Consider the following 25,006-nt stretch of genomic DNA (forward strand, 5'->3'; position numbering starts at 1 on the left):
GCCCCCGGCTGGCGCCGGTGCCGTCAGTTGGGGGTGAGGGTGATCGTCCACGAGCCGGTCGCCTCGACCGAGAAGTAGTACTGACCGTCCAGGTCCTTCAGCGGCGCCTCGAAGGTGCCGCCGCTGGTGATCTCGTTGGCCAGCCCGGCCTCATCGGCCAGCCCGCTCTCGATGCCGGGCCCGTGTCCCGTCACGATGAAGTTGCCCTCCACCCCGTTCTGCAGGTTGCCCCGCACGGCCATCCTGGCCACGTAGTCGCCCGACAGCTCGGCCTTCCTGGTCACCTTCTTCCCCTGCCCGGCCAGCACGACGGGTTTGTCCTGCTTGGCCTCGGGCTTCGCCTTCTCCTTCTCCTTCTTCTCGTTCTCCGGCTTCGCCTTCTCCTCGGATGTCTCCTTCTCCGGCGTCTTGCCGGACGAGTCGTCCCCGCCCCCGGCGGCGTTGGCCACAGCCACGATGACGACGACCGCGAGGGCTGCGAGGAGGACCGTCAGGAACTTGTGCCGGGCGATCCAGGACTTCCTGGGCGGCTCGCCCTGCGGAAGGGGAGGCGGGCCTGGCTGGAGGTACTGATCGGTCATGGGTAAACCCCCCTCGTGCGGTGGCTCGGGCTCACCGCCCGCACGCGGCGAGCCTGGTCGCCAGGGTCCGGCTTCCCGCGGGTGTCACTCCAGGGTCCGAAAGGCCCTGCCAGGCGCTGCGAGGGACCAACGTCACTCACATAACGTCAGGCCGACGATTACACTTCAGGCGTGGCTCAACTACGTCTCGCCCTGAATCAGATCGACTCCACCGTCGGTGACCTCGAAGGGAACGCCGAGTCCGTCCTGCGGTGGACGCGGCACTCCGTCGAGCAGGGGGCGCATCTCGTCGCGTTCCCCGAGATGATGCTGACCGGGTATCCGGTCGAGGACCTCGCGCTGCGGGCGTCCTTCGTGGAGGCCAGCCGGGCCGCGCTGCGGGCGCTGGCGGGGCGGCTCGCCGAGGAGGGGTTCGGGGAGGTGCCCGTCGTCGTCGGGTACCTGGACCGCTCCGAGCAGGCCCAGCCGCGTTACGGCCAGCCCGCGGGCGCCCCGCGGAACGCGGCGGCGGTGCTGCACCGCGGCGAGGTCGCGCTCGCCTTCGCCAAGCACCACCTGCCGAACTACGGCGTCTTCGACGAGTTCCGCTACTTCGTCCCGGGCGACACCATGCCCGTGATCCGCGTGCGCGGCGTGGACGTCGCGCTCGCGATCTGCGAGGACCTGTGGCAGGACGGCGGCCGGGTCCCCGCCGCGCGCAGCGCGGGCGCGGGCCTGCTGCTGAGCATCAACGCCTCGCCGTACGAGCGGGACAAGGACGACACCCGCCTCGACCTCGTCCGCAAGCGGGCCCAGGAGGCGGGCTGCACCACCGCGTACCTGGCGATGATCGGCGGCCAGGACGAGCTGGTCTTCGACGGCGACTCGATCGTCGTCGACCGCGACGGCGGCGTGATCGCCCGCGCCCCCCAGTTCGAGCAGGGCTGCGTGGTCCTGGACCTGGAGCTCCCCGAGGCCGCTCCGGAGCCGCCCTCGGGCGTCGTCGACGACGGGCTGCGGATCGACCACCGGGTGCTCTCCGCCGAGCCCCTCGCGCCGTACGAGCCGGAGGTCACCGGCAGCGAGGCGCCCCGCCTGGAGGACGACGAGGAGATCTACACCGCGCTCGTCGTCGGCCTGCGCGCCTACGCCGCGAAGAACGGCTTCCGCTCGGTCCTCATCGGCCTCTCCGGCGGCATCGACTCGGCCCTCACCGCCGCCCTCGCCTGCGACGCGGTCGGCGCCGAGAACGTGTACGGGATCGCGATGCCCTCGCGCTACTCCTCCGAGCACTCCAAGGACGACGCCGCCGAGCTCGCCGAGCGCACGGGGCTGCACTTCCGCACGGTCCCCATCGGCCCGATGTTCGACACGTACATGGAGTCGCTCGGCCTGACCGGGCTCGCCGAGGAGAACCTCCAGTCCCGGCTGCGCGGCACCCTGCTGATGGCCGTCTCCAACCAGGAGGGCCACATCGTCCTCGCGCCGGGCAACAAGTCCGAGCTGGCGGTGGGGTACTCGACGCTCTACGGCGACTCCGTCGGCGCGTACGGCCCGATCAAGGACGTCTACAAGACGAACATCTTCCGCCTCGCGAAGTGGCGCAACCGCGCCGCGCTGGAGCGGGGCCACACCCCGCCCATCCCGGAGAACTCGATCACCAAGCCGCCGAGCGCGGAGCTGCGCCCCGGCCAGGTCGACACGGACTCCCTCCCGGACTACGACGTGCTGGACCGCGTCCTGAAGGGGTACGTCGACCGTGACCTCGGTGCGGCCGAGATCATCGCCGAGGGCTTCGACGCGGAGACCGTCCATCGCATCCTCGCGATGACGGACCGCGCGGAGTACAAGCGCCGCCAGTACCCGCCGGGCACGAAGATCTCCCCCAAGGGCTTCGGCAAGGACCGGCGGTTGCCGATCACGAGCGCTTGGCGCGAGCGCTGACCGCTGCGCTTCGCCTCGCCGGTGACTCCTTGCCCCTTGCTGTCGCGTCGCGGACTGCAGGCGCGCGGTGGCTTGGCGCGCAGTTCCCCGCGCCCCTGACGGGGCACCTTCCGAAGTGCCCGAACAGGGGCGCGGGGAACTGCGCGACCGGCCGCGACGCAGCCGCAGCCCGCGAAGCACCGGACGGGGCAGCCCGGACCCGGCAGTCCCGAAGGGCTCAGCTCGACGTCGTCGTAGCCACCGGAACCGCTTCGTTACGGGCGACGATCCGTGAAGCCCTCTTCTCACTACGGCCAGCCAGCATGGCGATCAAGAGGCCGATCAGGGCCAGGCCTGCCCCGACGAGAGTCGGTGAGGTCCAACCCCAGCCAGCGGCAATCACGGCTCCTCCCACCCACGCCCCACCCGCGTTCGCGAGGTTGAAGGCCGACTGGTTGGAGGCCGAGGCCAGGGTCGGCGCATGCGAAGCGGCCCGCATCACCAGCATCTGGATCGGGGTCGTGATGAGGAACCCGGTGACGCCGAGGACGACGACCATCACGAGCGAGGCCCACTTCGCCTGGGCCGCGAAGTGGAAGAGGACCAGCATCGCGGAGAGCCCGCCGAGACCGCCGTAGAGCGTGTAGCGCGGCGCGCGGTCGGTCAGCGGCCCGGCGATGAGCGTGCCCAGCGTCATGCCGACGCCGAAGAGCGCGAGGACGACGGTGACCGAGGACTCGGAGAAGCCGGTGACCTTGGTCATCATCGAGGCGAGGTAGCTGTAGACCGCGAAGATCCCGGCGAAGCCGAAGACGGCGGTGAGCAGCCCCAGCAGGACCTGGCGGTTGCCGAGGGCCCGGATCTCGTGGCGGATGCCCGCCTGCCCCTCGGCAGGCACCTGCGGGATCAGCGCCGCCAGCGAGGCGATCGCGACCAGCCCGATGCCGGTCACGACGAGGAACGTGGCGCGCCAGCCGAGCTGCTGCCCGAGCGCGGTGGCCGCCGGTACGCCGACGACGTTGGCGACGGTCAGCCCGAGGAACATCGTGGCGACGGCGCGGGCCGCGCGTCCCTCCCGTACGAGCCGGGTGGCGACGACCGCGCCGACGCCGAAGAACGCGCCGTGCGGCAGCCCCGCGAGCACGCGCCCGGCGAGCAGCGTGCCGAAGCCGGGGGCGAGGGCCGTGGCGAGGTTGCCGACGGTGAAGAGGCCCATCAGCAGCAGGAGCATCCGCTTGCGCGGGACGCGGGCGCCGAAGGCGGTGAGCAGCGGGGCTCCGATGACGACGCCGAGGGCGTAGGCGGAGACGAGGTAACCGGCGGTGGGCACGGAGGTGCCGAGGTCGTCGGCGACGTTGGGGAGGAGCCCCATCATCACGAACTCCGTGGTGCCGATGCCGAACGCGCTGACGGCCAGGGCGAGCAGGGCTATGGGCATGGGGCAGCGAGGACCTTTCCGCGTACGAGGGGGGAGGGCTGGAGGGGGCCGCGAGGCGCCGGTGCCTCAGCGGTAAGTTCTCAGCGAGAACAAAGTGGCAACAAAGTCTCGCAGCCCTCTGTTCCCCCACGCAAAAGGAAATGCCCCGCAGAGCTCAGAAAGGCTCAGAGGTCGAGCGACGCCGCGATCGGCAGGTGGTCGCTGCCCGTGGACGACAGGTTCCAGGCCGAGACGGGGTCGGCACCCTTGGTCATGATCTGGTCGATCCGCGCCATCGGGAACGAGGCGGGCCAGCTGAAGCCGAAGCCGTCGCCCGCCGCGCCCTGCGCCGAGCGCAGCTGCGAGGTGATGGGCGCGAGCGCGCGGTCGTTCATGGTCCCGTTGAGGTCGCCGAGGAGGACGACCTTGTCGGCCTTGTCGTGCGAGATGGCCTCGCCGAGCGCCTCGGCGCTGGCGTCCCGCTGCCCGGCGGTGAAGCCCGCGCGGAACTGGACGCGGACGGAGGGCAGGTGCGCGGCGTAGACGGCGACCTCGCCCTTGGGCGTCTCGACGGTGGCCCGCATGGCGCGCGGCCAGCCCATCTTGATGTCGACGGGCCGCACGTCCTTCATCGGGTACTTGCTCCAGATCCCGACCGTGCCGGTGACCTTGTGGTGCGGGTGCGAGGCGCCGAGCCCCTTCTCGTACGTCGCCTTCTGCCCGGCCGAGACCTCCTCCAGCGCGATGATGTCGGCGCCGCTCCCGGCGAGGTCGCGGGCGGTGCCGGAGGGGTCGGGGTTCTCCGCGTTGACGTTGTGCGTGACGACCGTGAGGTCGCCGCCCGTGCCGGACTTGCCGGTGAGCAGGCCGCCGAAGAGGTTGACCCACACCACGACGGGCAGCAGCAGCGCGATCAGCGCCGTGGCGGAGCGCCGCAGCACGGCCAGGACCAGCAGGACGACCACGAGGACGCCGCCCCAGGGGAGGAAGGTCTCCCAGAGCGAGCCGAGGTTGCCGATGGAGTTGGGGATCGAGGAGTGCAGCAGGAAGGCCAGCGCGAGGAGCAGCGCGCAGACGGCGAGCACCCAGCCCCGGCGCCACATGCCCTCGCCGCCCCAGCGGCCGAAGGCGCCGCGCGCCCGGCTGCCGGAGTGCCGCGACAGGAAGCCGCCCCGCTCCCGGTCGTCGGCGCCGTCCGCCGAGTGGTGGGCCTCCGGGGTGTACACGCGCGCCATCCGCCGTCCTCACTTGCCTGTGCTGGTGCCCGTTGAACGATAGGCGACAGCGGGGGATATCAGGAAAAACCGGTCACGAAGGGTGAGGGATTCGCCGAGGGGTGCCCCGCTCGTCTGGATCGTTCGGGTGTGCTGCGGTTCGCAGTGAACCCGTACGGGATGTGGGACGTGCGGAGAGGTGTGCCAGGTTCCGGCCGGTGGAGGGTGGATTTCCGGGTTCCGCGGGTTCCCGGAGCGCACCGTACGTCATGTCACATCCGGCCGACGCCCGGCTCACGGCTGGCTCACGGCTGGCGGCGTACGCCCTCCAGCACCCCGTCGACCAGCTCGCGGGGCAGCTCCTCGGGGACGTCGTCCCAGGGGCGCAGCACGATGCGGACCAGCATCGGCCCGGTGATCAGGTCGGCGAGCACAGCGAGGTCGAGGTCGTCCCGCAGTTCGCCGGAGGCTACGGCGCGCCGCAGCACGTCCTGGAGCATCTCGCGGCGGGCCTTTATCACGGTGTCGTGGTACTGCTCCCACAGCCGGGGATGGCTCTTGACGTGCCCGGTCATCGCGCGCAGCAGCGCCGACTCGCGCTTGGCGAGGGCCATCCGGCGCTGCCACTCCAGGACGGCGACGAGGATCTCGCGTACGGGCCCGTCGGTGGGCCCGTCGAACGCGGGCTCCTCCAGCTCGCGGAGCACCTCCAGCAGCAGCTCGTCCTTGCCGGACCAGCGGCGGTAGACGGCGGCCTTGCCGACGCCCGCCGTGCGCGCAATGCCCTCGACGGTGAGCGCGTCGATGGAGGTGCCCTCCTCCAGGAGGTGGAGCACGGCGTCGACGATGGCGCGCTCCACGGCCTCGCTGCGCGGCCGCCCCCGCCGGACGGGCGCCCCCTGGCCCCGCCGCGCGCCCGCGTCCGTACCCGCGCCCGCGTCTGCGTCTGCGCCTGCGCCCGCGTCTGCGTCGGGGCCTTCACCCGCTCCCGTGTCCGCGTGCTCGCCCTCGCCCTTCGCCGTACCGGTTCCGGTCACCGTCGTGCTCCCACTGGTTCCTCTGGTTCCTCGTCGTTCACCCCCCGGTTCTCCTCCGGGGTGGCGGCGGGCCTGCCGGGCAGCCAGACAGCCACGACAGCCGCGCCCACGAGGGCGATTGTGCCCGCCACGGCCACGGTGACGTGCATGGCGTCGACGAACGCGGCCTTCGCCGGGTCCACCAGGGCCCGCCCCGCGGGGCCGAGCCGCTGGGCGACGCCGAGCGTCGCCTCGATGGACTCGCCCGCCGAGTGCCGCGCGCCCTCGGGCAGCGCGGTGAGGTCGTCCTCGACGCCCGCGCGGTAGCGCGCGGAGAGCAGTGAGCCCAGGACCGCCACCCCGAGGGAGCCGCCGACCTGCCGGAACGTGTTGTTGACGGCCGAGCCCGAGCCCGCCTTCTCGGGAGGCAGCGACTGCATGATCGAGACGGTGGCAGGCGGCATGATGTGCGCCATCGACGTGCCCTGGACGAAGAAGATGACCTCCAGCACCCAGATCGGCGTCGTCTCGTCGAGCAGCATCAGGGCCCACATCCCGGCGGCGACACCGACCAGGCCCACCGCGCAGACGGCCTTGGCCCCGAAGCGGGCCACCACGCGCTGCGCGCGCGGCGCGAAGATCATCTGCGCGACGGCCAGCGGCACCATCAGCAGCCCCGCCTCCAGCGGCGAGAAGTCGCGCACGCTCTGCAGGTAGAAGGCGGAGAAGAAGGTCACGCCCATCAGCGCGAAGAAGACGAACGCGATGGCGGAGACGGCGGCGGAGAAGGCCGGGTTGCGGAACCAGCTCATGTCCAGCGCCGGGTGCGCGGCGCGGCGCTCGTAGAGCACGAACACGACGAGGACCAGCGCCCCGCCGCCCGCCGTCGCGAGCACCTCGGGGTCGGTGAAGTCGGCGAGCTGGCCGCCCTTGATGATCCCGTAGACGAGCAGCACGAGCCCGGCGACGGAGAGCAGCACGCCGAGCGGGTCGATCCGCCCGGGCGCGGGGTCGCGCGAGTCCGGGACCAGCAGGGCCATGGCGACCAGCGCGACGAGCACGATGGGCACGTTGACGAGGAAGACCGAGCCCCACCAGAAGTGCTGGAGCAGCAGGCCGCCCGTGACGGGCCCGACGGCGATGGCGAGCCCGACGCCGCCCGCCCAGACGCCGATGGCCTTGGGCTGCTCCTCGCGGGGGAAGACGTTCACCAGGACGGCGAGCGTCGCGGGCATCACGAAGGCGCCGCCGACGCCCATCAGGGCGCGGTACGCGATGAGTTCGCCCGGCGCCGAGGAGAGGGCGGCGAGCGCGGATCCGGCGCCGAAGACGACGAGCCCTGCCAGCAGCGCCTTCTTGCGGCCGAGCCGGTCACCGAGCAGCCCGGCGGTGAAGAGGAGCCCGGCGAAGACGAGCGTGTAGGAGTTGACGGCCCACTCCAGCTCGCCCTGGGTGGCCCCCAGCCCGGTGGGCCCGGGCTGCGCCATGACCCTCATGGCCACATTGAGAATGCTGTTGTCCAGCACGACGATCAGCAGGCCGAGCATCAGCGCGGCGAGGATCGCCCAGCGGCGCGGGTGTCCGGTGTCGGGTATGCGCGCGGCGTCGCCGCGCGTGGCGGAGGTGCTCATGCCGGGAGCGTAGCTCAATTTCGATACGGCACCGTTCCGTATCGAATAAAGCCTCTCCAAAGTCCTGGGGCCCTACCGGACGCCAGGGCGACGTGCCAGCATGGGCCGTGGATCCGGAGACGCCATCAGGGCGCTTCGAGACTCGACAACAGGAGCTTTCCGCTATGCAGCAGCAGTCGCGGCAGCATGCCCATGCTCAGAAGCAGTCCGACTCCCAGCAGCCCTCCGCCCTCTACGGCGGGAAGCGCAACCGGCGTGTGACGGTGCGCGATCTCGCCCTGGCGAAGGAGCGGGGCGAGAAGTGGCCCATGCTCACCGCCTACGACGCCATGACCGCGTCCGTCTTCGACGAGTCCGGCATCCCCGTCCTCCTCGTCGGCGACTCGATGGGCAACTGTCACCTCGGCTACGAGACGACGGTCCCCGTCACCATGGACGAGATCACGATGCTCACGGCGGCGGTCGTACGCGGCACGAAGCGCTCTCTCGTCGTCGCCGACCTGCCCTTCGGCTCGTACCAGGAAGGTGCCGTCCAGGCCCTCCGCAGCGCCACCCGGCTGGTCAAGGAGGCCGGGGCCGGAGCCGTGAAGCTGGAGGGCGGCGAGCGCTCGGCCGACCAGATCGACCTGCTCGTACGGTCCGGCATCCCCGTCATGGCCCACATCGGCCTGACCCCGCAGTCCGTCCACGCGATGGGCTACCGGGTGCAGGGCCGGGGCGAGGAGGCCTCCCAGCAGCTCCTGCGGGACGCCAAGGCCGTCCAGGACGCGGGCGCCTTCGCCGTGGTCCTGGAGCTCGTGCCGGGCGAGGTCGCCGCCGAGGTCACCCGCTCCCTGCACGTCCCCACGGTGGGCATCGGCGCGGGCGCCGGGTGCGACGCGCAGGTCCTCGTCTGGACGGACATGGCGGGGCTCACGCCAGGCAAGCTCCCCCGCTTCGTCAAGCAGTACGCGAACCTGCGCGCGTCCCTCTCCGAGGCGGCGGCCGCGTTCGCGGACGAGGTCGTGGACGGCACGTTCCCGGCGCCGGAGCACACGGTCAACTGAAGCCGTGCTGCCCGTGGTTCTTCACTGAGCCAGATATCCCCCGTCGACGGGCAGTACGGCACCCGTGACGAACGACGCGGCGTCCGACGCCAGGAACGCGATGGCCCGGGCCACCTCCTCCGGCTCCCCCAGCCGCCCCATGGGGTGCGCCCCGGCCATCGTCTCCAGGTACTCAGCGCCGCCCGGCTCCTCGCGCAGCGCGGCCACGCGCTCGGTACGGATCGTGCCGGGCGCGACCGCGTTGACGCGGATGCCGTGCGCCGCCCACTCGACGGCGAGGTGCTTGGTGAGGCCCGTCGCGACGAACTTGGCGGGGCCGTACGCCGCCTGGCGGGCCTGGCCCGCCAGCCCCGAGATCGACGACAGACACACGACGGACCCGCCCTTCCCCGTACGGGTCATCTCCTCGATGGCGTACTTGCAGGTCAGGAACATCCCCCGGCCGTCGATCCCCATGACCTCGTCCCACTCCTCCGGAGTGGTCTCTCGGATGTCCCCGAGCGGGATGATGCCCGCGTTCGCGACGAGGACGTCCAGGCCGGCGCCGTGCTTGACGCCCGCCTCGATCATGCGCCGGGCGTCCCCGTCGTCCGACACGTCCCCGACGACGGTCGCGACGTCGTCGCCCAGTGCGGCCAGCCCCCTGCCGTCCCTGTCCGTGGCGGTCACTCGCGCGCCGAGCCGCACGAACAACTCCACAGTCGCCCGCCCAATCCCACTCCCGGCCCCGGTGACCACACACGACTTCCCGCTGAGATCCATGCCCTCGACCCTATGGGCCCCTGCAGGGGAACGAGGCTGTGCTTGATTTGCGGCTCCGCCGCGGGGCGCGACCGGTCACGACACGTCGGGGCTTGCCCGATTAGGGGCGCGGGGAACTGCGCGACCAGCCACAGCGCGGCGGCAGCCCGCGAAGCACAGCCCGGGGCACCCCGAACCCGGCCCCGTTGCGCGGGGCACCCGGCGTGGGGGGCTGCGCTTGCCAACCCTGCGCCTTGCGCAGACTTCCCAAGCTTCGCAGGGGCGGAGGGAGAAGCGCAGACTTCCCAAGCGCTGCAGGGAGAGCCAGGGGCGCGGGGAACTGCGCCACAAGCCACTACGCAGCCGCAGGCCGCGATGCACGGTGCGCGGCAGGGCCTGCCCGGGCAGTCGGAGTGAGGTGGAGGCGGCTCTCCGGGAGGGCGAGGGACGGCGGCTGGCAGGATGTGGGAGTGGGTTATCGCTATCGCGTTCTGGGAGCCACGCGGGTCACCCGCGAAGACGGCACCGCCGTACCCGTAGGCGGCACACGGCTGCGCGCCCTCCTGACGGCCCTGGCGGCCGCAGGCGGCCGCACCGTCGGCACCGGCGAGCTCGCGGCCCAGGTGTGGGCGGACGAGGACGCTCCCGCGGACGAGACCGCGGCCGTCCAGGCCCTGGTGGGCCGGCTGCGCAGGGCACTCGGCAAGGAGGCCGTCACCTCGCACGACGGCGGGGGTTACCAACTGGCCGCCGACCGCGAGGACATCGACCTCTTCCGCTTCGAGCGGCTCGTCGACGAGGGCGCGCACGCCCTCTCCGACGGCGACCCCGCGAAGGCGGCCGCGCTGCTCGACGACGGCCTGGCCCTGTGGCAGGGGCAGGGGCCCGCGCTGAGCGATCTTCCGGACGGCGGCGGCGCCGCGGCCGTACGTGCGGAGGCCCGGCAGCTGGCCGCGCGCCGCGACCGGCTCGACGCCGCGCTCGCCCTCGGCGACGCGGAGTCGGTGCTCCCGACCGTACGGGCGCTCGCGGCGGAGCACCCGCTGGACGAGCCGCTGCAGGCGCTGCGGCTGCGGGCGCTGCGCGACGCGGGCCGTACGGCCGAGGCGCTCGCCGCGTACGAGGAGGTGCGCGCCCTGCTGGCCGACCAGCTCGGCGCCGACCCCGGGCCCCGGCTCCGCGCGCTGCACGCGGAGCTGCTCCAAGCCGAAACACCGGAGCTGGAGAGCGCGCGCCGTCCGGCACGGCCCGCCCGCGGACGCGGAAATCTGCGGGGGCGGCTCACCTCGTTCGTCGGGCGGGAGGAGGAGATCGCGGCGCTCGGCCGTGCCCTGGGCGAGGCGCGGCTCGTGACGCTGACCGGGCCCGGCGGCACCGGGAAGACCCGGCTCTCGCAGGAGGCCGCCGACCGGGCCCAGTCGGGCGGCGACGGTGACCGCTGGGGCGACGGGGTCTGGGTCGCGGAACTCGCGCCCGTACGCGGGGCCGAGCACACCGCCGAGGCCGTGCTCACCGCGCTCGGCGGCCGGGAGACCGTGATCCGCGCCTCGGCGGCGGAGGAGCTGCAGGCCGCCGCCGACCCGTACGCGCTGGACCCGCTCGCACAGCTGGCCGAGCGCTGCGCCGCGCGCGACATGCTGATCGTGCTCGACAACTGCGAGCACCTCATCGAGGAGGCCGCGCGGATCACGGAGACCCTCCTCGTGGAGTGCCCCGGCGTGACCGTGCTGGCCACCAGCCGTGAGCCGCTGGGCGTGCCGGGCGAGGTCGTGCGCCCCGTGGAGCCGCTGCCCGATCCGATGGCGCTGCGGCTGCTGGCCGACCGGGGCGCCTCGGCCAGGGCCGGGTTCCGTGTCGAGGACGACCCGGAGGCGTGCGCCGAGATCTGCCGCCGCCTGGACGGGCTGCCGCTCGCGATCGAGCTGGCGGCGGCCCGGCTGCGTTCGCTGACTCCGCGCCAGCTCGCGGACCGGCTCGACGACCGTTTCCGGCTGCTGACCAGCGGCAGCCGTACCGTGCTGCCCCGGCAGCAGACGCTGCACGCGGTCGTGGACTGGTCCTGGGAGCTGCTGGACGAGGCCGAACGGGCGGTGCTGCGGCGCCTGTCGGTGTTCTCCGGCGGCTGCGAGCTGGAGCAGGCCGAGCAGGTGTGCGGCGGCGCGCCGGGGGCGACCGCCGCGCTGCTGGGGTCACTTGTCGACAAGTCGCTCGTCGTGGCCGTACCCGTGGAGGACCCGGAGGATCCCGACGGCGCGGCGCGCGGGATGCGCTACCGGCTGCTGGAGACCGTCGGGGAGTACGCGGCGGAGAAGCTCGACACCGTCCCCGGCGAGCGGGCGGCCGCCGAGCGCGCGCACCTGGTGGCGTACCGCGAACTCGCCCGTACGGCCGATCCGTTGCTGCGCGGGCCCCGGCAGGGCGAGTGGCTGGAGCGGCTGGAGCAGGAGCACGACAACGTCCGCACCGCGCTGCGCCGCGCCGTCGCCGCGCGCGACGAGCAGGAGGCGCTCTGTCTGACGCTCTGCATGGGCTGGTTCTGGCATCTGCGTGACCACAGGGCCGACGTGCGCACCTGGGCGGACGCCGTCTCCGCGCTGGGGCCGGCGCCGTTCGCCTCGCCCGTCACGCCCGCGCCGCCCGTGTACGAGCACCACGCGGACGCGCCGCCGCCGATGAGCGAGGAGTTCCTGGCGGAGGCCCGGCGCGGGGTGCGGCTGATGTCGCTGGCCGACAGCTTCGAGGGCTCCGTGCTCGCGTCCCACGGCAAGCGCGACGAGCTGCACAACGTCACCGAGACGTACACCCCGGGGATGCCCCAGACGTGCCGCCTCCCCGGCTGCATGTGGACCTTCGCGTGGATCATGGACGGCCGCTTCGAGAAGCTGGCCGAGCTGACCGACGCGATGGTGGAGGGCTGCCGCGAGCTGGGCTACGAGTGGGAGCTGGCCTTCGCCCTCCAGCTCCGCGCCAAGCTCACCAGCGACCGCCCGGAGTACTGGGCGCAGTCGAGCCGGGACGCGGCGGAGGCGCTGGAGCTGTTCGTCCGGCTCGGTGATGCCTGGGGCGAGAGCGAGGCGCTGGGCGGCCGAGCCGAGGCGTACTGCATGGACGGGGAGTACGGGCGCGCGGCGGCGGACTACCGGCGGGCCATCGGGCTCGCCGAGCGGCTCGGGGCGCACAGCCAGGTGTGGACGCTCAAGTCCCGGCTGGGCAGCGTGCTGGTGGAGACGGACGATCCGGAGCAGGGCGCCGAGGGCGACCGGCTGCTGTGGGAGTCGTTCGAGGAGGCCGAGCGCGCGGGCGGCCACATGCTCAACTTCGCCGCGTTCCAGCTCGCGATCCGCCTCGGCCGCCAGGGCAGGACGGCGCGGGCGCGGGAGGTCCTGGAGCCGCTGGAGCGGGACTTCGACGAGCGGACGCCCCAGCTGTTCGCGGGCATGCTGCAGGGCGTGATCGCCTGGACGCACTGCCTGGACGGGGAGTGGGAGGAGGCGCTGCGGCTGGTGCGTGTGGCGCTCGGCAGGAGCGGCAACCTCCTCACGGCGGCCATCGCGCCGCACCTCGTCCTCGCCCAGATCCTCACGGCCGTACGGTCGTTCGCGCACCTCGGGGAGGCCGGGACGGCGGCCCGGCTGCTGGGCGCCTACGACCGGCTGACCCCCTCGCCCGTGGGCCACTTCCCGCACCCCGTCGAGCGCGACGCGCGGGCCGCCGGCGAGGAGGCGGTCCGGGCCGCGCTCTCCGCTGAGGAGTACGAGCGCGCGTACGCCGAGGGCGGCGGCCTCCAGCTGGAGGAGGCCGTCGCCCTGGTGACGGGACAGACGCGGCGGGATCCCTGACGGGGCCGACGGCGCGGGGCCCGTCAGGTCTTCTTGCGGAACTTCGAGATGGCCAGCGGCGCTGTGACCAGGGTGAGGCCCACGGCCCACACCACGGTCCACATGACCGGCGAGGCGACCGCGCCCTGGCCGAGCATCAGCCCGCGGGCCGAGTCCGCCACGTGGGTCAGCGGATTGACCTTCGTGAAGGCCTCCAGCCAGCCCGGCATGGTGCCCGTCGGCACGAAGACCGAGGAGCCGAACTGCATCGGCATCAGCACCAGGAACGAGACGCCCTGGACGGCCTGGGCCGTGCGCATCGTGAGGCCGAGCAGGATGAAGATCCACAGCAGCGACGCGCCGAAGAGCGCGGTGAGGCCGATGGCGCCGAGCATGCCGAGCCAGTGCCCGTGGATGTCGAAGCCGACCAGGAAGCCCACGGTCAGCAGCACGATCACGGCCACCAGCATCCGGCCGACCTCGACCACGGACTTGGCGATCAGCACGGACGAGCGCGCTATGGGCATCGACCGGAAGCGGTCCATGACGCCCTTGCGGAAGTCCTCGTTGATGCCCGTGCCGACGGCCATGGCGATGGACATGCCCATCATCCCCATCATGCCGGGGATCAGGTACTGGACGTACTGCTCACGGCTGCCGCCGCCTCCTCCACCACCGATGGCGCCGCCGAAGACGAAGACGAAGAGCAGCGTGAAGATGATGGGCATCAGCAGCGCGTCCATCATCGACTCGGGGTCCTGCTTGATCTGCAGCGCGTTGCGCCGCACGAGGGCGCCGATGTGCCGCAGGTTCGCGCGGATCCCTATCCGGCCCTCGTCCGTGCCGGGCTTGACCGGCGCCGCGCTCCGGCCGGAGTCCGTCGGGGACGGCGGCGCCTTGACGGTGGTGGTGCTCACGCGGCGACCTCCTCGATCTTCGTCTCTTCGTCCTCGTGGGTGGCGGTCTGGCCGGTCAGGGCCAGGAACACCTCGTCCAGGCTGGGCAGGTGGGTGGCGATGTCGGCGATCTTGAAGCCGCGCTCGCCGAGCAGGCCGACGACCGCGGTGAGCTGCTCGTCGCTGACGATCGGGACGCTCACGACGCCCGCGTCCTCGCTCGCCGTCGCCCCCGCGACGCCGTCGAGCCCGGCCTGCGCGATGGCGCCGACCATGCGGCTCAGCTCGCCCGGCTCCTGGGGGCGGATCTCCAGCGTCCGCCCGCCGACCTTCGCCTTCAGCTCGGGCACCCGGCCCTCGGCGATGATGCGGCCCCGGTCGATCACCGTCAGCTCGCTGGCGAGCTGCTCGGCCTCCTCCATGTACTGCGTGGTGAGCAGGACGGTGTTGCCCTCCGCCACGATGTTCTGCACCTCTTCCCACACCTCGTTACGGGTGCGGGGGTCGAGGCCCGTCGTCGGCTCGTCCAGATACAGCACCCGGGGGCGGCCGATCATGGAGGCGGCGAGGTCCAGACGGCGGCGCATGCCGCCGCTGTACTGGCTCGCGGGCTTCTTGGCGGCCTCAGTCAGCGAGAACCGCTCCAGCAGCTCCTCGGCCCGCTTGCGGGAGTCGGAGCGGGAGAGGTCGAGCAGCCGCCCGATCATGTACAGGTTCTCGAAGCCGGACAGCTTCTCGTCCACCGAGGCGTACTGCCCGGTGAGGCCTATCGTGCGGCGGAGCTGACGGGGCTGGCGCACCACGTCGTACCCCGCGACTGTCGCGGTGCCCGCGTCGGGCACCAGGAGCGTGGAGAGCATCCGGACGAGCGTGGTCTTGCCCGCCCCGTTCGGCCCGAGGACACCCATGACGGTGCCCTCGCGCACGTCGAGATCGATCCCGTCCACGGCCTTGGTCTCGCCGAAGTGCTTGACCAGTCCGCGGACCTCCACGGCATTCGTGGTCGTCTTCTGTCGCGTCATGTCCACAAGGTTCGCAGGCACCACCGACAAACGGCCTACATCCCACCTACAGCCCCACCTACAGCCCCGCCGACAGCCCGACCGACCGCCCGACCGACAGCCCGGCCGACCGCCACGGCTCAGACCCGCAGCCGCATGACCAGCTTCTTCAGGCGGGCCGCTCCCACGAGGAGGACCACCGACCCGACCGCCGTCAGGCCCCACGAGACCATGTCGCCCGGCCCGCCCCCGTCGACGAGGGTCAGGGCCACCCCGCCGACGACGAAGCCCACCGTCGCCACCGTGGCGAGCAGGTTCAGCCAGGGCAGCCAGCCGTACCGGTGGTGGTAGTGGAGCAGGAACCCCAGCCACACCGCGGCGAGCGCCACCGCGAGCGCCAGCTCCAGATCGCCGCTCAGCGTGCCCAGGGACAGCGTGCCCAGGGATCCGGAGCCGTGCCCGCCCAGCGCGGCCAGGGGCGTGGTGTCGGCGCCCGTGACCACGGCGGCGCCGTGCGCCGCCACCGCCGCCGCCCCCAGCGGGGCGGCGAGCAGCCAGAGCAGGCTGCCGAGCCGGTGCTCCAGGCCGACCGCCACGGCGAGGCCGCCCGTGTAGCAGGTGGCGAGGGCGAGGACGAGCAGGCCCAGGCCCGACAGCTCCGCCTCGGACCCGCCCGGCAGTCCCACCGTCTGGTCGACCAGGGCGAAGAACGGCAGCAGGGCCAGATATCCGTAGACCCCGCCCCACGTCCGGGCGCTCGAACCGGTGCGCCCGTACCCCCGGGCCGCCTCGGCCACCACCCAGTGGCCCAGGCACTTGGCCTCGCCGCCCGTGCGCGAGGTGGCCGTACGGCCGCAGGGCGACGTACGCGCGGGGTCCCGGGTGGTGGTGTACGCGCAGGTGAAGCCGAATTCCCTCATGCCTGGACCGCCTCGCGCGCCACGCGGGGGGTGAGCAGGGCGGCACGCTCGGCCACGACCTGCCGGTGCAGCCACTCGATGGCGGCGCGGCGGCTGCGCCGCCAGACCTGCCACCACGGCCCCTCCTCGGGCAGCGCCGTGAACCACGTCCTGAGCCCCTCGGCCGAGGAGCTGTGCCGCATCACCTCGGCCATGACCCGCCTGCGGCGCTTGGTCAGCCCCCTGGCCAGCACGTTCCAGACCAGCAGCAGCCCGAGGACCGCGACCAGCGTGACCGCCGACCACTGCGGCAGGAACGAGGGGTCGGAGCGGCCGGGCCCCTCCCCGTCCGCGGCGAAGAGGTGCAGCAGCATGCTGGTGAGGGCGGCCGCGAGCCCCGCGAAGAGGCCCGCCGTCACGGCGTACGAGCGGCGCACGGCCCGCCCGAGGGCGTTCCACCGCGCCTCGGCCCAGCCCGGGTTGTCCACCAGCCACAGCGCCCACTTGCTGAACCGGTCCCACTCCTGGGGCAGCATCGCGCGGTGCAGCCCGTCGCAGTTGTTCGCGTCGGAGGCGACGAGCACGTCGTGCCATGCCTTGCTCAGCTCGTCGTAGCCCAGCTCGAAGTGGGGGCGGCCCTCCTCCCAGTCCTGGAAGAGCTTGGGGTCGAAGGGCAGATGGTGGAAGTTCATCCCGGGACGGCCGTAGCCGGGGTCGCCCCAGTGCTGGATCAGGGCCTCGCGGCTCGGGACCCGGTTGACGACCGTCTCGACGCTCATCCGGTTGAAGTCGTCCACGGTCTGCGCGCAGTTGGCGAGGATCGTCTCCCGCTGGTCCTTGGCGCCCGCCCGCGCCGCCGCCACGACGACGGGGTGGTGGGCGGCGGCGAGGCAGTTGACCGCGAGGGGGTCGAACTGCGCGCCGCAGTCGATGACCACGCACGTCGCGCCCTTGCTGATGCCGCGGTCGAAGGCGGTGTCCAGGATCTCCCGGCACACCTCGTTGGACCGGCTGTCCTTGATCTCGGCGACCAGCTCGAAGACGAACAGCTTGTCGCTGGCGCGCGCGGCGGGCAGCAGCAGGATCTTCCCGCAGCCGTGCCGGCGCAGATAGTCCGGCGTGACGTCGATGAGGCCGTCGCTGAGGTCGCCCGCGGGCACGGCCGACCGGGCCCGCGAGAACGCCGCCACGTGGTCGGCGAACGTCCGCACCTTCCGTACCCCCGCGCGGGCGCGCTGGCACCACTCGCTGGTGCCGCCGAAGTGCGCGATGTCGGCGTCGAGGTACAGCACCGTGTTGCCGGACTCGGCGAGCAGCTCGGCGGTCATCATGGCGAGCGTGGTCTTGCCGACCCCGCCCGAGGTGCCGACGAACGCCCAGCTGGGCATCTGCGTGCGGTACTTGCCTGGAGAAACCACGGGAACACTCCCCATCGGGTCGATCACGGGCGCCGTCGCACGCGCGGAGACCGCCGCGAGCACGCGCTCCGCCTCACGGGCGTCGGGACGCTCCTCCGGCTCCTTGGCCAGCATCCGCGTGACCAGCCCGGAGAGGCCGGAGGGCAGGTCGTGGCAGAGGTCGTCGAGGGGCCGGGGCTCGGCATCGGCGTGCTGGCGCATCAGCGCCACGTCGGTGCCGTGGAACGGCTTCCGGCCCGCGAGCATCTCGTAGAGCAGACAGCCCATCGAGTAGAGGTCGGCGGAGGCCGCCGGGGGCTGGTTCGCGAACCGCTCGGGGGCCATGTACGCCGTCGTGCCGAGCGCCCCGGAGCCGGGCGGGGTCAGGCGCGTGGTGTCCTCGGCGAACTTGGCGATGCCGAAGTCCATGACCTTCACGTCGTCGCCCTCGGTGAGCATGATGTTCGACGGCTTGATGTCGCGGTGGATCACCCCGGCGCGGTGCACGGCCCCGATCCCCCGGCACACCTGCCGGGCGATCCCCACGGCCCGCTCGGCGGGCAGCCGCCCCTCGGCGCGCAGGAGTTCGGCGAGGGTCCGCCCCTCGACGAGCTGCATCACCAGGTACGGGACGGTGCCGTCCGCCTCGTCCTGGACGATCCCGAAGTCGTGCACCGCGACCACGTGCGTGTCGTCGAGCTGGGCGGCGGCGCGCGACTCGACCTGGAAGCGCCGGACCGCGTCGGCCGGCGGGACGCGCACCGTGGCCTGGAGCGTCTTGACGGCGACGGGCCGTTCGAGCACCTGGTCCAGGGCGCGCCACACCGTGCCCATCCCTCCGCTGCCGACGCGCTCCTGCAGCAGGTAACGCCCGCCCAGCACCATTCCCGGATTCGTCAACATCAGCTCCCCACGAGGTACTTGAGGCTGGAGCCGCGTCCGGTCCGCCCGGACCGCGGCGCAGCTCAGCCTGGTCGGCGGGGGACGCGGCGGCCATGGAGACGAGTTGGAATCCAGTTGGAAACCGAGGGGATGCCGGGGGGGAGGAGGAAGGTGCGGGAGGGGGCGGTTACGCGTCCTCGGCCGTGCGGCGGCCCGCCTCCTCGCGCAGGACCCTGACCGCCTCGACGATCGCCGGGCGGCGGGACGCCTCGCCACGCCAGACGGCGAAGAGCTGCCGTACCGGCTCCGGGGCGAGCGGCCGCAGCACGACGCCGTCCGGCAGGGCGCCCCGGCCCAGCCTCGGCAGCAGCGCGACGCCCAGTCCGGCCGCGACGAGGGCGACCTGCGTCTGGTACTCGCCGACGTGGAAGGCGACGTCCGGCTCCTGCCCGGCCGCGCGCAGATCGCTCAGCAGCCACCCGTGGCACACCGACCCCGGCGGCTGGCACACCCAGCGCGCCGCGCCCAGGTCCTCCCGTACGAGGGGCCGGTCCAGCGCGGCCAGCGGATGCCCCTCGGGCAGGAGCATGTCGCACACGTCCCGGCCCAGCGGTGTGCGGCGCAGGCCCTCCGGGGACGGCAGCGGCACCGTGTCCCAGTCGTGCGTCACGGCGAGGTCGATCTCGCCCCGCGCGACCATGCCCACGGACAGGTGCGGGTCCACCTCCGACATCCGCAGGTCGAGCTGGGGGTGCTCGGCGGCGATCCGCGCCAGCGCGCCCGGCAGCAGCCCGCGCGCGGCGCTGGGGAACGCGGCGACGGTCAGCCGCCCCGCGGGGCGCCCGCGCCGCTCCTCCAGCGCGATCTCGGCCTGCTCGGCGAGGGAGAGCATCTGCTCGGCGGCCCGTACGAGCATCAGCGCGGCGTCCGTCAGCGCCACGCCGCGCCCGCGCCGCTCCAGGAGCGTCGTGCCGGTCTCCCGCTCCAGCTTCGCGACCTGCTGGGAGATCGCGGACGGCGTGAAGCCGAGGGCCTCGGCAGCCGCGCCGACCGAGCCGTGGGTGCCCACGGCGTGCAGCGCCCTGAGCCGGGCGAGATCGAGCATGAGGGGACCCCGTTCCTGAGCGGCGTTCCTGAGCGGCACTCTTCAGTGTTGCTGCATCCAATGATGCAGAAAACATCGCTGGTGCTGAACGGTCGCCTGCCGTGAGGATCGCCGCATGTGACCCGTCCACGTCCTGCTCGCCCTCGCCGTCGCCGCCGTCTGGGGCGTCAACTTCGTCGTCGTCGAGATCGGCCTGTGCCACTTCCCGCCGCTGCTCTTCTCCGCGCTGCGTTTCCTCGCCGCCGCGCTGCCCGCCGTCTTCTTCGTACGCCGCCCGCGCGTCGCGCTCCGCTGGGTGGTCGCGGTCGGACTGGTGCTGGGCGTGGGCAAGTTCGGGCTGCTGTTCCTCGGCATGCGGCAGGGGATGCCCGCCGGGCTGTCGTCGCTGGTGCTCCAGGTGCAGGCCGTCTTCACGGCCGTACTCGCCGCGACGCTGCTGCGCGAGCGGCTGGGCGGCGTACGGATCGCGGGCATGGCCGTCGCGCTCGCGGGCATCGGCGTGGCCGCGGCGGGTCAGGGGACGACGGGACCGCTCGGCGCCTTCGCGCTGGTCGTCGGGGCCGCCGTGCTGTGGGGCGTCTCCAACGTGCTGACCCGCAGGGCCGCGCCGCCGGACGCGCTGAGCTGGATGATGGGGGTCTCCCCTGGTCGAGCGTAGCCGAGACCTTGGGGGAGGGTCAGCCTCGTGCCGCCGCTGCCGCTGCTCGCGCTCTCGCTCCTGTTCGAGGGCCCGTCGGCGGACCTCGACGCGCTGCGCTCCCTCGACCTGGGCGGCCTCGGCACGATCCTCTACGTCGCCTGGGTCACCACCCTCTTCGGCTTCGGCGCCTGGGGCTGGCTGCTGCGCCGCCACGACGCCTCGGCCGTCGCGCCGTTCTCGCTGCTGGTCCCGGTGTTCGGGATGTCCTCGGCCGCGCTGCTGCTCGGCGAGGGGATCACGCTCCTCGACGGGGTCGCGGCGGCGCTGCTCATCGGCGGCGTGACGCTCGTCTCGCTGGCGGGCCGCTTCGGCGGGGAGCGGCCGTCCGGGGAGCCCGCCGCCGAGCCCGGCACTGAGCCCGGCGCTGAGCCCGCCACGCGGCCCGCCGCCGAGCTGCCGCGCACGGAGGCGGAGTTCGCGAGGCAGCCCCGCTAGCGGTACGGTCAGGCGGCATGACCAGGACTTCCCCCCACCCTGAGCACCATCGCATCAGTCCGGTCTTCCTCGGACTCGTCGCGCTGATGGGGGTCTCGGGGTGGGCCGTCTGGTCCGGCTGGGCCGAGATCACGGGCGTCGCCGTCTTCTTGTTCGTCGTCTCCGGCTGGATCGTCTCGCTCTGTCTGCACGAGTACGCGCACGCGCGCACGGCGTTGCGCGCGGGTGACGTCTCCGTCGGCGCGAAGGGTTATCTGACCCTCAATCCGCTGAAGTACACGCACGCGCTGCTCTCGATCGTGCTGCCCGTGATCTTCGTCATCATGGGCGGCATCGGACTGCCGGGCGGCGCCGTCTACATCGAGCACGGCCGGATCCACGGCCGCTGGAAGCACAGCCTGATCTCGGCCTCGGGCCCGCTCACCAACGCGCTGTTCGCGGGCCTGCTCACCGCGCCGTTCTGGCTCGACGCGATGGGCGACGTGCCGGTCGCCTTCCGCTGCGCCCTCGCGTTCCTCGCGCTGCTCCAGGTGACGGCGGCGATCCTCAACTTCCTGCCCGTCCCCGGGCTCGACGGCTACGGCGTGATCGAGCCGTGGCTCACCCCCGGGATGCGCCGCCAGGCCGAACCGCTCGCGCCGTTCGGGCTGCTGCTGGTCTTCGGCTGCCTGCTGATCCCCTCGGTCAACGCGGTCTTCTGGGACGTCATCGACGCGATCCTGCGCGCCATGGGCGTCTCGGACCTGGAGACCTACTGGGGCCAGTCGTACTTCCGGTTCTGGGAGGGCGAGCCGGAGAACGTCTTCATTCCGGGGAGCTGAGGCGGGCGGCCCGGGACTTCTTCAGGTAGTACCAGGCCATGTTCGAGGTCAGGCCCGCGAGAAGGATCCAGACGACGCCCAGCCAGCTCCCGTGCAGGAACGAGACGACGGCGGCGGCCACGGCGAGCACGCAGACGATCAGCGCGTAGAGCCCGAGACCCCGGGGGGCGCGGGACGCGCGGGAGGAAGCGGCGGGCGCGGCGGCGGCCTGGTCGGCGGCCGGGGCGGAAGAGGGCTCGGCGGACATGGCGGCGGGTTCTCCAGTCGGACGTACGAGGGGGCGTCGCCCCTCATTGTCGCTCACCGCGTCACGCGCTCCGAGGCGCCCACCCTCCCGCTCCCCTTCCGGCCGCCCCTCCCCCGCGTACGCCGCTCGTACGCCACGTCCACCAGCGCGACCAGCAGTGCCGCGACGACGAAGCCCAGGGCCGTCAGCAGCCCGTGGTCGAGTGCGACGGACCAGTCGTGGCTGCGGGCCACCGAGGCGAAGAAGACCGCGCTGACCGCCGCGATGCCCGCCGCCGAACCGACCCGCTGCCCCGTCTGAAGCACGCCGCCCGCCGTGCCGCCCTGCGCGACGGGCACGTCCTGGAGGGCGAGGGTCTGGTTCGGGGCGATCACCAGTCCGGAGCCGATGCCCGCCACCAGCAGCGGCGCGAGCAGCGCCCAGCCCACGCCGGGCCCGGAGACGGCCCGTACGACGAGGAACGTCGCCGCGAGACCGACCGTGACCAGCACCAGGCCCGCCGCGATGACGGGGCGGCCGACGCGGGTGACGTACCGCCCGCCGACGGCCGCGGACGCCGCCGAGCCGACCGCGAACGGGGTGAGCGCCAGCCCGGCCTGCAGCGCGCTGTAGCCCATGCCGTTCTGGAGGAAGAGGGTGTAGATGAAGAAGATCGTGGTGAACCCGGCGAAGTAGAGCAGGCCCAGCAGCGCGCCGAGCGAGTAGGCCCGGTTCTGGAAGAGCGCGAGGTCCACCAGGGGCGCCCGCCCGCGCCGTACGTACGCCCGTTCCCACACCAGGAACAGCACGACGAGGACCGCGCCCGCCGGGATCAGCAGCCACTTGCCCGCGCCCTCCCACTCGCGCTCCTCGACCAGCGGCAGCATCACGGCGAGCACCCCGGCGCCGAGCAGCAGCACCCCGACGGGGTCGAGGGACTGGCGGTGCGCGGTGTCGCGCGCGGCGCAGCTCGCGGGGACGAGGCGCAGCGCGAGGAGGAAGGCGAGGACGCCGATCGGCAGGTTCACGAAGAAGACCCAGCGCCAGCCCTCGTCGGCCCCGAACGCCTGGATGAGCAGGCCGCCGGTGAGCGGCCCCACGGCGGTCGAGATCCCGATGACGGTGCCGAGCAGCCCGAACGCCTTGCCGCGCTCATGGCCCCGGAAGAGCTGCTGGATCATGCCGGAGATCTGCGGGTTCAGCAGCCCGCCCGCCGCGCCCTGCACGAGCCGCGCGGCGACCAGCCACCCCGGGGTGGTCGCGAGGCCGCAGGCGGCGGACGCGAGCGTGAAGAGGACGAGCCCGGCGAGGAACGCGGTGCGCCGCCCGTACGCGTCACCGAGCCGCCCGGAGGGGACGAGCACGAGCCCGAACGTCAGCGCGTAACCGGAGACGACCCAGGAGAGCGCGGACTCGGAGGCGCCGAGGCCCTTCTCGATGGAGGGGAGGGCGACGTTCACGATCGAGACGTCGAGCAGCGCCATGAAGCCGACGACGAGACAGACGGTCAGCGCCTTCCACCGCTTCGGATCCGGCACATAGCCGTCGTCCCCTGCCGTGCCTCCGCCACCCATGGAACCTCCCGACGGCCCGTCGCCGTGTGGCCCGGGCCGCCCTCCCATCATGGGTTCAGATGTCGGTGAGGCGCACCCCGGCGTGGGCCTTGTAGCGCCGGTTCACGGAGATCAGGTTGGCGACGAGGGACTCGACCTGGTGCGCGTTGCGCAGCCGCCCCGCGAAGACGCCGCGCATCCCCGGGATACGCGCTGCCAGCGCCTGCACGATCTCGCAGTCGGCCCGCACCTCACCGAGGACCATCACATCGGTCTCGATCTCCTCGACCTCCGGGTCGGAGAGCAGCACGGCGGACAGGTGATGGAAGGCGGCGGTCACCCGGGACTCGGGCAGCAGCGCGGCGGCCTGCTCGGCGGCGCTCCCCTCCTCGGGCTTCAGCGCGTACGCGCCCTTCTTGTCGAAGCCGAGCGGATTGACGCAGTCCACGACCAGCTTGCCCCGCAGCTCCTCGCGGAGCGACTCGGCGGTCTTGGCGTGCCCCTCCCACGGAACGGCGATGATCACGACGTCCGCGCGCCGCGCGCACTCCGCGTTCGCGGCGCCCTCGACCCGGTGCCCGATCTCGGCCGCGGCCTGCTCGGCGCGCTCGGCGGCCCGCGAGCCGATGATCACCTTCTGCCCGGCCCGCGCGAGCCGGTAGGCCAGCCCCCGCCCCTGATCACCGGTACCCCCGAGCACCCCTACGACCAGCCCGGACACATCGGGCAGATCCCACGGATCCTTGGGCGCCTTCTTGGGGGCATCGGGCTGAGGAGCGGCAGCAGAAGTCATGCCCGCATCCTCCCACCGGCCCCTGCGAGCAGCTCGCACGGGCATACGTGAAGGTGATCACGCCGTTCACTCGTCGGGGTACGTACGCAGCCCGCTCGTGTCGATCGCCCACTCCCCGATCCGCACCACGTCCCCGAACGCGTAGTCGCTGCGGGTCCGGTACCTCGTCCCCGGTGTGCGCCACGAGCTCGGCGAGCTTCTCCGCGATCTCCTTCACCCTCGCGTGGTCCACGGTGCGCCTTCCGGGGCCTTGACTCACCACCGCGCCGTAGGCGGCGAGGAGAGCTGGTCGGCTAGGCGGGAGAGGCGGTCGCGGAAGCGGCGGCGGGGGGCCGAGGGGGCGGGGCGGGGGGTGGGGGTCTCGCCGGCCGCCGCGCTCACCAGGTGCTGGACCGTGTCGAGGTCGAGGGTCTCGTCGGCGGCGAGGACGTCGTGGGCCAGCTCCTCCATGGGGGCCGGGGGCGCGTCGGCCGAGGTGAGGGAGAGGAGCGTGGCGCCCGAGCGGCGGGCGTCGGAGAGGCGTTCGAGGAGGGCTTCGCCCGGGTCCCCGGAGCCGGTGACGACGAGCAGCGTCTCCCCGCGTGCCGCGCCCTCGATCCGGCCGAGGCCGACGGAGAGGTGGGCGGGCGCCGTGCGGGGCACCCGGTGGCGTACGAGGGTGGGCGACAGCTCGGGGAGGCCCGACCACGCCGCCTCGTCGTCCAGGTGCGCCGCGAGGTGCCACGGCTCGTACGTCTCCGTGCCGACCAGCAGCAGTCCGCCGCCCTGCGCGCTCACCGAGGAGCGCAGCACGCCTCCGAAGCGGCGGGTCTCCCGCAGCCACTCGCTCCCCGCGAGCACCTCGCGGATCGTCGCCACCTGTACGGCATCCATGGCCGGATTGTCACCCCGCGCCACGTCCCGCCCACAGCTCTCCCGCGTCACGTCCCCCG

Annotated in this window: 19 protein-coding genes and 1 pseudogene; 5 read left to right on the plus strand and 15 right to left on the minus strand. The window is 73.0% G+C overall.

Annotation, left to right across the window (positions count from 1 at the left end; genetic code table 11):
* Positions 1–23: 23 nt before the first annotated feature.
* Positions 24–581, minus strand: coding sequence for a hypothetical protein (locus tag ACGF3A_RS21190; RefSeq protein ID WP_393731753.1), 558 nt, complete (start codon positions 579–581; stop codon positions 24–26).
* Positions 582–752: 171 nt separating this feature from the next.
* Between ACGF3A_RS21190 and ACGF3A_RS21195 the strand changes: the two genes are divergently transcribed.
* The gene (locus ACGF3A_RS21195) at positions 753–2,504 is read left to right on the plus strand and encodes an NAD+ synthase (RefSeq protein ID WP_393731754.1); all 1,752 of its coding nucleotides are present in this window, start codon (positions 753–755) and stop codon (positions 2,502–2,504) included.
* A gap of 217 nt (positions 2,505–2,721) precedes the next feature.
* Here ACGF3A_RS21195 and ACGF3A_RS21200 read toward each other — a convergent pair whose 3' ends face one another.
* The 4 genes from ACGF3A_RS21200 to ACGF3A_RS21215 all read right to left on the minus strand — a co-directional run bounded on the left by ACGF3A_RS21200 (position 2,722) and on the right by ACGF3A_RS21215 (position 7,761).
* Positions 2,722–3,921: an MFS transporter gene (locus tag ACGF3A_RS21200; RefSeq protein ID WP_393731755.1), complete on the minus strand. Its 1,200-nt coding sequence runs from the start codon at positions 3,919–3,921 to the stop codon at positions 2,722–2,724.
* A 164-nt stretch (positions 3,922–4,085) separates the two neighbouring features.
* Positions 4,086–5,003 carry an endonuclease/exonuclease/phosphatase family protein gene (locus ACGF3A_RS21205; RefSeq protein WP_393731918.1) on the minus strand — a complete coding sequence of 306 codons (918 nt, stop codon included), beginning with the start codon at positions 5,001–5,003 and terminating at the stop codon, positions 4,086–4,088.
* 416 nt (positions 5,004–5,419) lie between these two features.
* Positions 5,420–6,151, minus strand: coding sequence for a TetR/AcrR family transcriptional regulator (locus ACGF3A_RS21210; RefSeq protein ID WP_393731756.1), 732 nt, complete (start codon positions 6,149–6,151; stop codon positions 5,420–5,422).
* A complete protein-coding gene (locus ACGF3A_RS21215; protein ID WP_393731757.1) occupies positions 6,148–7,761 on the minus strand; it encodes an MFS transporter in 1,614 nt (537 codons plus the stop codon). The genes ACGF3A_RS21210 and ACGF3A_RS21215 overlap by 4 nt, the downstream gene beginning before the upstream one ends.
* A 164-nt stretch (positions 7,762–7,925) precedes the next feature.
* Here ACGF3A_RS21215 and panB point away from each other — a divergent pair, with 164 nt between their 5' ends.
* Entirely contained in the window at positions 7,926–8,807 is an 882-nt protein-coding gene (gene panB, locus ACGF3A_RS21220; protein ID WP_393731758.1) for a 3-methyl-2-oxobutanoate hydroxymethyltransferase, read from the plus strand.
* 21 nt (positions 8,808–8,828) lie between these two features.
* On the opposite strand, the gene ACGF3A_RS21225 is transcribed toward panB, so the two are convergent.
* A complete protein-coding gene (locus ACGF3A_RS21225) occupies positions 8,829–9,569 on the minus strand; it encodes an SDR family NAD(P)-dependent oxidoreductase (protein ID WP_393731759.1) in 741 nt (246 codons plus the stop codon).
* A gap of 449 nt (positions 9,570–10,018) precedes the next feature.
* Between ACGF3A_RS21225 and ACGF3A_RS21230 the strand changes: the two genes are divergently transcribed.
* Entirely contained in the window at positions 10,019–13,387 is a 3,369-nt protein-coding gene (locus ACGF3A_RS21230) for a BTAD domain-containing putative transcriptional regulator (RefSeq protein ID WP_393731760.1), read from the plus strand.
* 23 nt (positions 13,388–13,410) lie between these two features.
* Here ACGF3A_RS21230 and ACGF3A_RS21235 read toward each other — a convergent pair whose 3' ends face one another.
* The 5 genes from ACGF3A_RS21235 to ACGF3A_RS21255 form a co-directional block, all read right to left on the minus strand.
* On the minus strand, positions 13,411–14,283 hold the full coding sequence (locus ACGF3A_RS21235; protein WP_393731761.1) for an ABC transporter permease: 873 nt from the start codon (positions 14,281–14,283) through the stop codon (positions 13,411–13,413).
* Entirely contained in the window at positions 14,280–15,284 is a 1,005-nt protein-coding gene (locus ACGF3A_RS21240; protein ID WP_393731762.1) for an ATP-binding cassette domain-containing protein, read from the minus strand. Before ACGF3A_RS21240 ends, ACGF3A_RS21235 begins: the two co-directional genes overlap by 4 nt.
* Before the next feature lie 119 nt (positions 15,285–15,403).
* A complete protein-coding gene (locus tag ACGF3A_RS21245; protein WP_393731763.1) occupies positions 15,404–16,183 on the minus strand; it encodes a hypothetical protein in 780 nt (259 codons plus the stop codon).
* The gene (locus tag ACGF3A_RS21250) at positions 16,180–18,459 is read right to left on the minus strand and encodes a protein kinase (RefSeq protein WP_393731764.1); all 2,280 of its coding nucleotides are present in this window, start codon (positions 18,457–18,459) and stop codon (positions 16,180–16,182) included. Before ACGF3A_RS21250 ends, ACGF3A_RS21245 begins: the two co-directional genes overlap by 4 nt.
* A gap of 169 nt (positions 18,460–18,628) precedes the next feature.
* Complete coding sequence (locus ACGF3A_RS21255; RefSeq protein ID WP_393731765.1) at positions 18,629–19,546, minus strand: LysR family transcriptional regulator; 918 nt, start codon at positions 19,544–19,546, stop codon at positions 18,629–18,631.
* Between the two features lie 133 nt (positions 19,547–19,679).
* On the opposite strand from ACGF3A_RS21255, the pseudogene ACGF3A_RS21260 reads away from it, so the two are divergent.
* Both ACGF3A_RS21260 and ACGF3A_RS21265 read left to right on the plus strand, forming a co-directional pair.
* Positions 19,680–20,681 (plus strand): annotated as a pseudogene (locus ACGF3A_RS21260) (EamA family transporter).
* Positions 20,682–20,698: 17 nt separating this feature from the next.
* Positions 20,699–21,502 carry a site-2 protease family protein gene (locus ACGF3A_RS21265; protein WP_393731766.1) on the plus strand — a complete coding sequence of 268 codons (804 nt, stop codon included), beginning with the start codon at positions 20,699–20,701 and terminating at the stop codon, positions 21,500–21,502.
* On the opposite strand, the gene ACGF3A_RS21270 is transcribed toward ACGF3A_RS21265, so the two are convergent.
* The 4 genes from ACGF3A_RS21270 to ACGF3A_RS21285 all read right to left on the minus strand — a co-directional run bounded on the left by ACGF3A_RS21270 (position 21,486) and on the right by ACGF3A_RS21285 (position 24,947).
* A complete protein-coding gene (locus tag ACGF3A_RS21270) occupies positions 21,486–21,749 on the minus strand; it encodes a hypothetical protein (RefSeq protein WP_393731767.1) in 264 nt (87 codons plus the stop codon). The genes ACGF3A_RS21265 and ACGF3A_RS21270 overlap by 17 nt on opposite strands.
* Before the next feature lie 53 nt (positions 21,750–21,802).
* Positions 21,803–23,302: an MFS transporter gene (locus ACGF3A_RS21275; RefSeq protein WP_393731768.1), complete on the minus strand. Its 1,500-nt coding sequence runs from the start codon at positions 23,300–23,302 to the stop codon at positions 21,803–21,805.
* Between the two features lie 55 nt (positions 23,303–23,357).
* Positions 23,358–24,074, minus strand: a complete 717-nt coding sequence (gene npdG / locus ACGF3A_RS21280) for an NADPH-dependent F420 reductase (RefSeq protein WP_393731769.1) — start codon at positions 24,072–24,074, stop codon at positions 23,358–23,360.
* A gap of 255 nt (positions 24,075–24,329) precedes the next feature.
* The gene (locus ACGF3A_RS21285; RefSeq protein ID WP_393731770.1) at positions 24,330–24,947 is read right to left on the minus strand and encodes a hypothetical protein; all 618 of its coding nucleotides are present in this window, start codon (positions 24,945–24,947) and stop codon (positions 24,330–24,332) included.
* Positions 24,948–25,006: the final 59 nt, after the last annotated feature.

The organism is Streptomyces sp. NPDC048172 (assembly GCF_043202595.1).
In the GTDB taxonomy this organism is placed as follows: Bacteria; Actinomycetota; Actinomycetes; order Streptomycetales; family Streptomycetaceae; genus Streptomyces.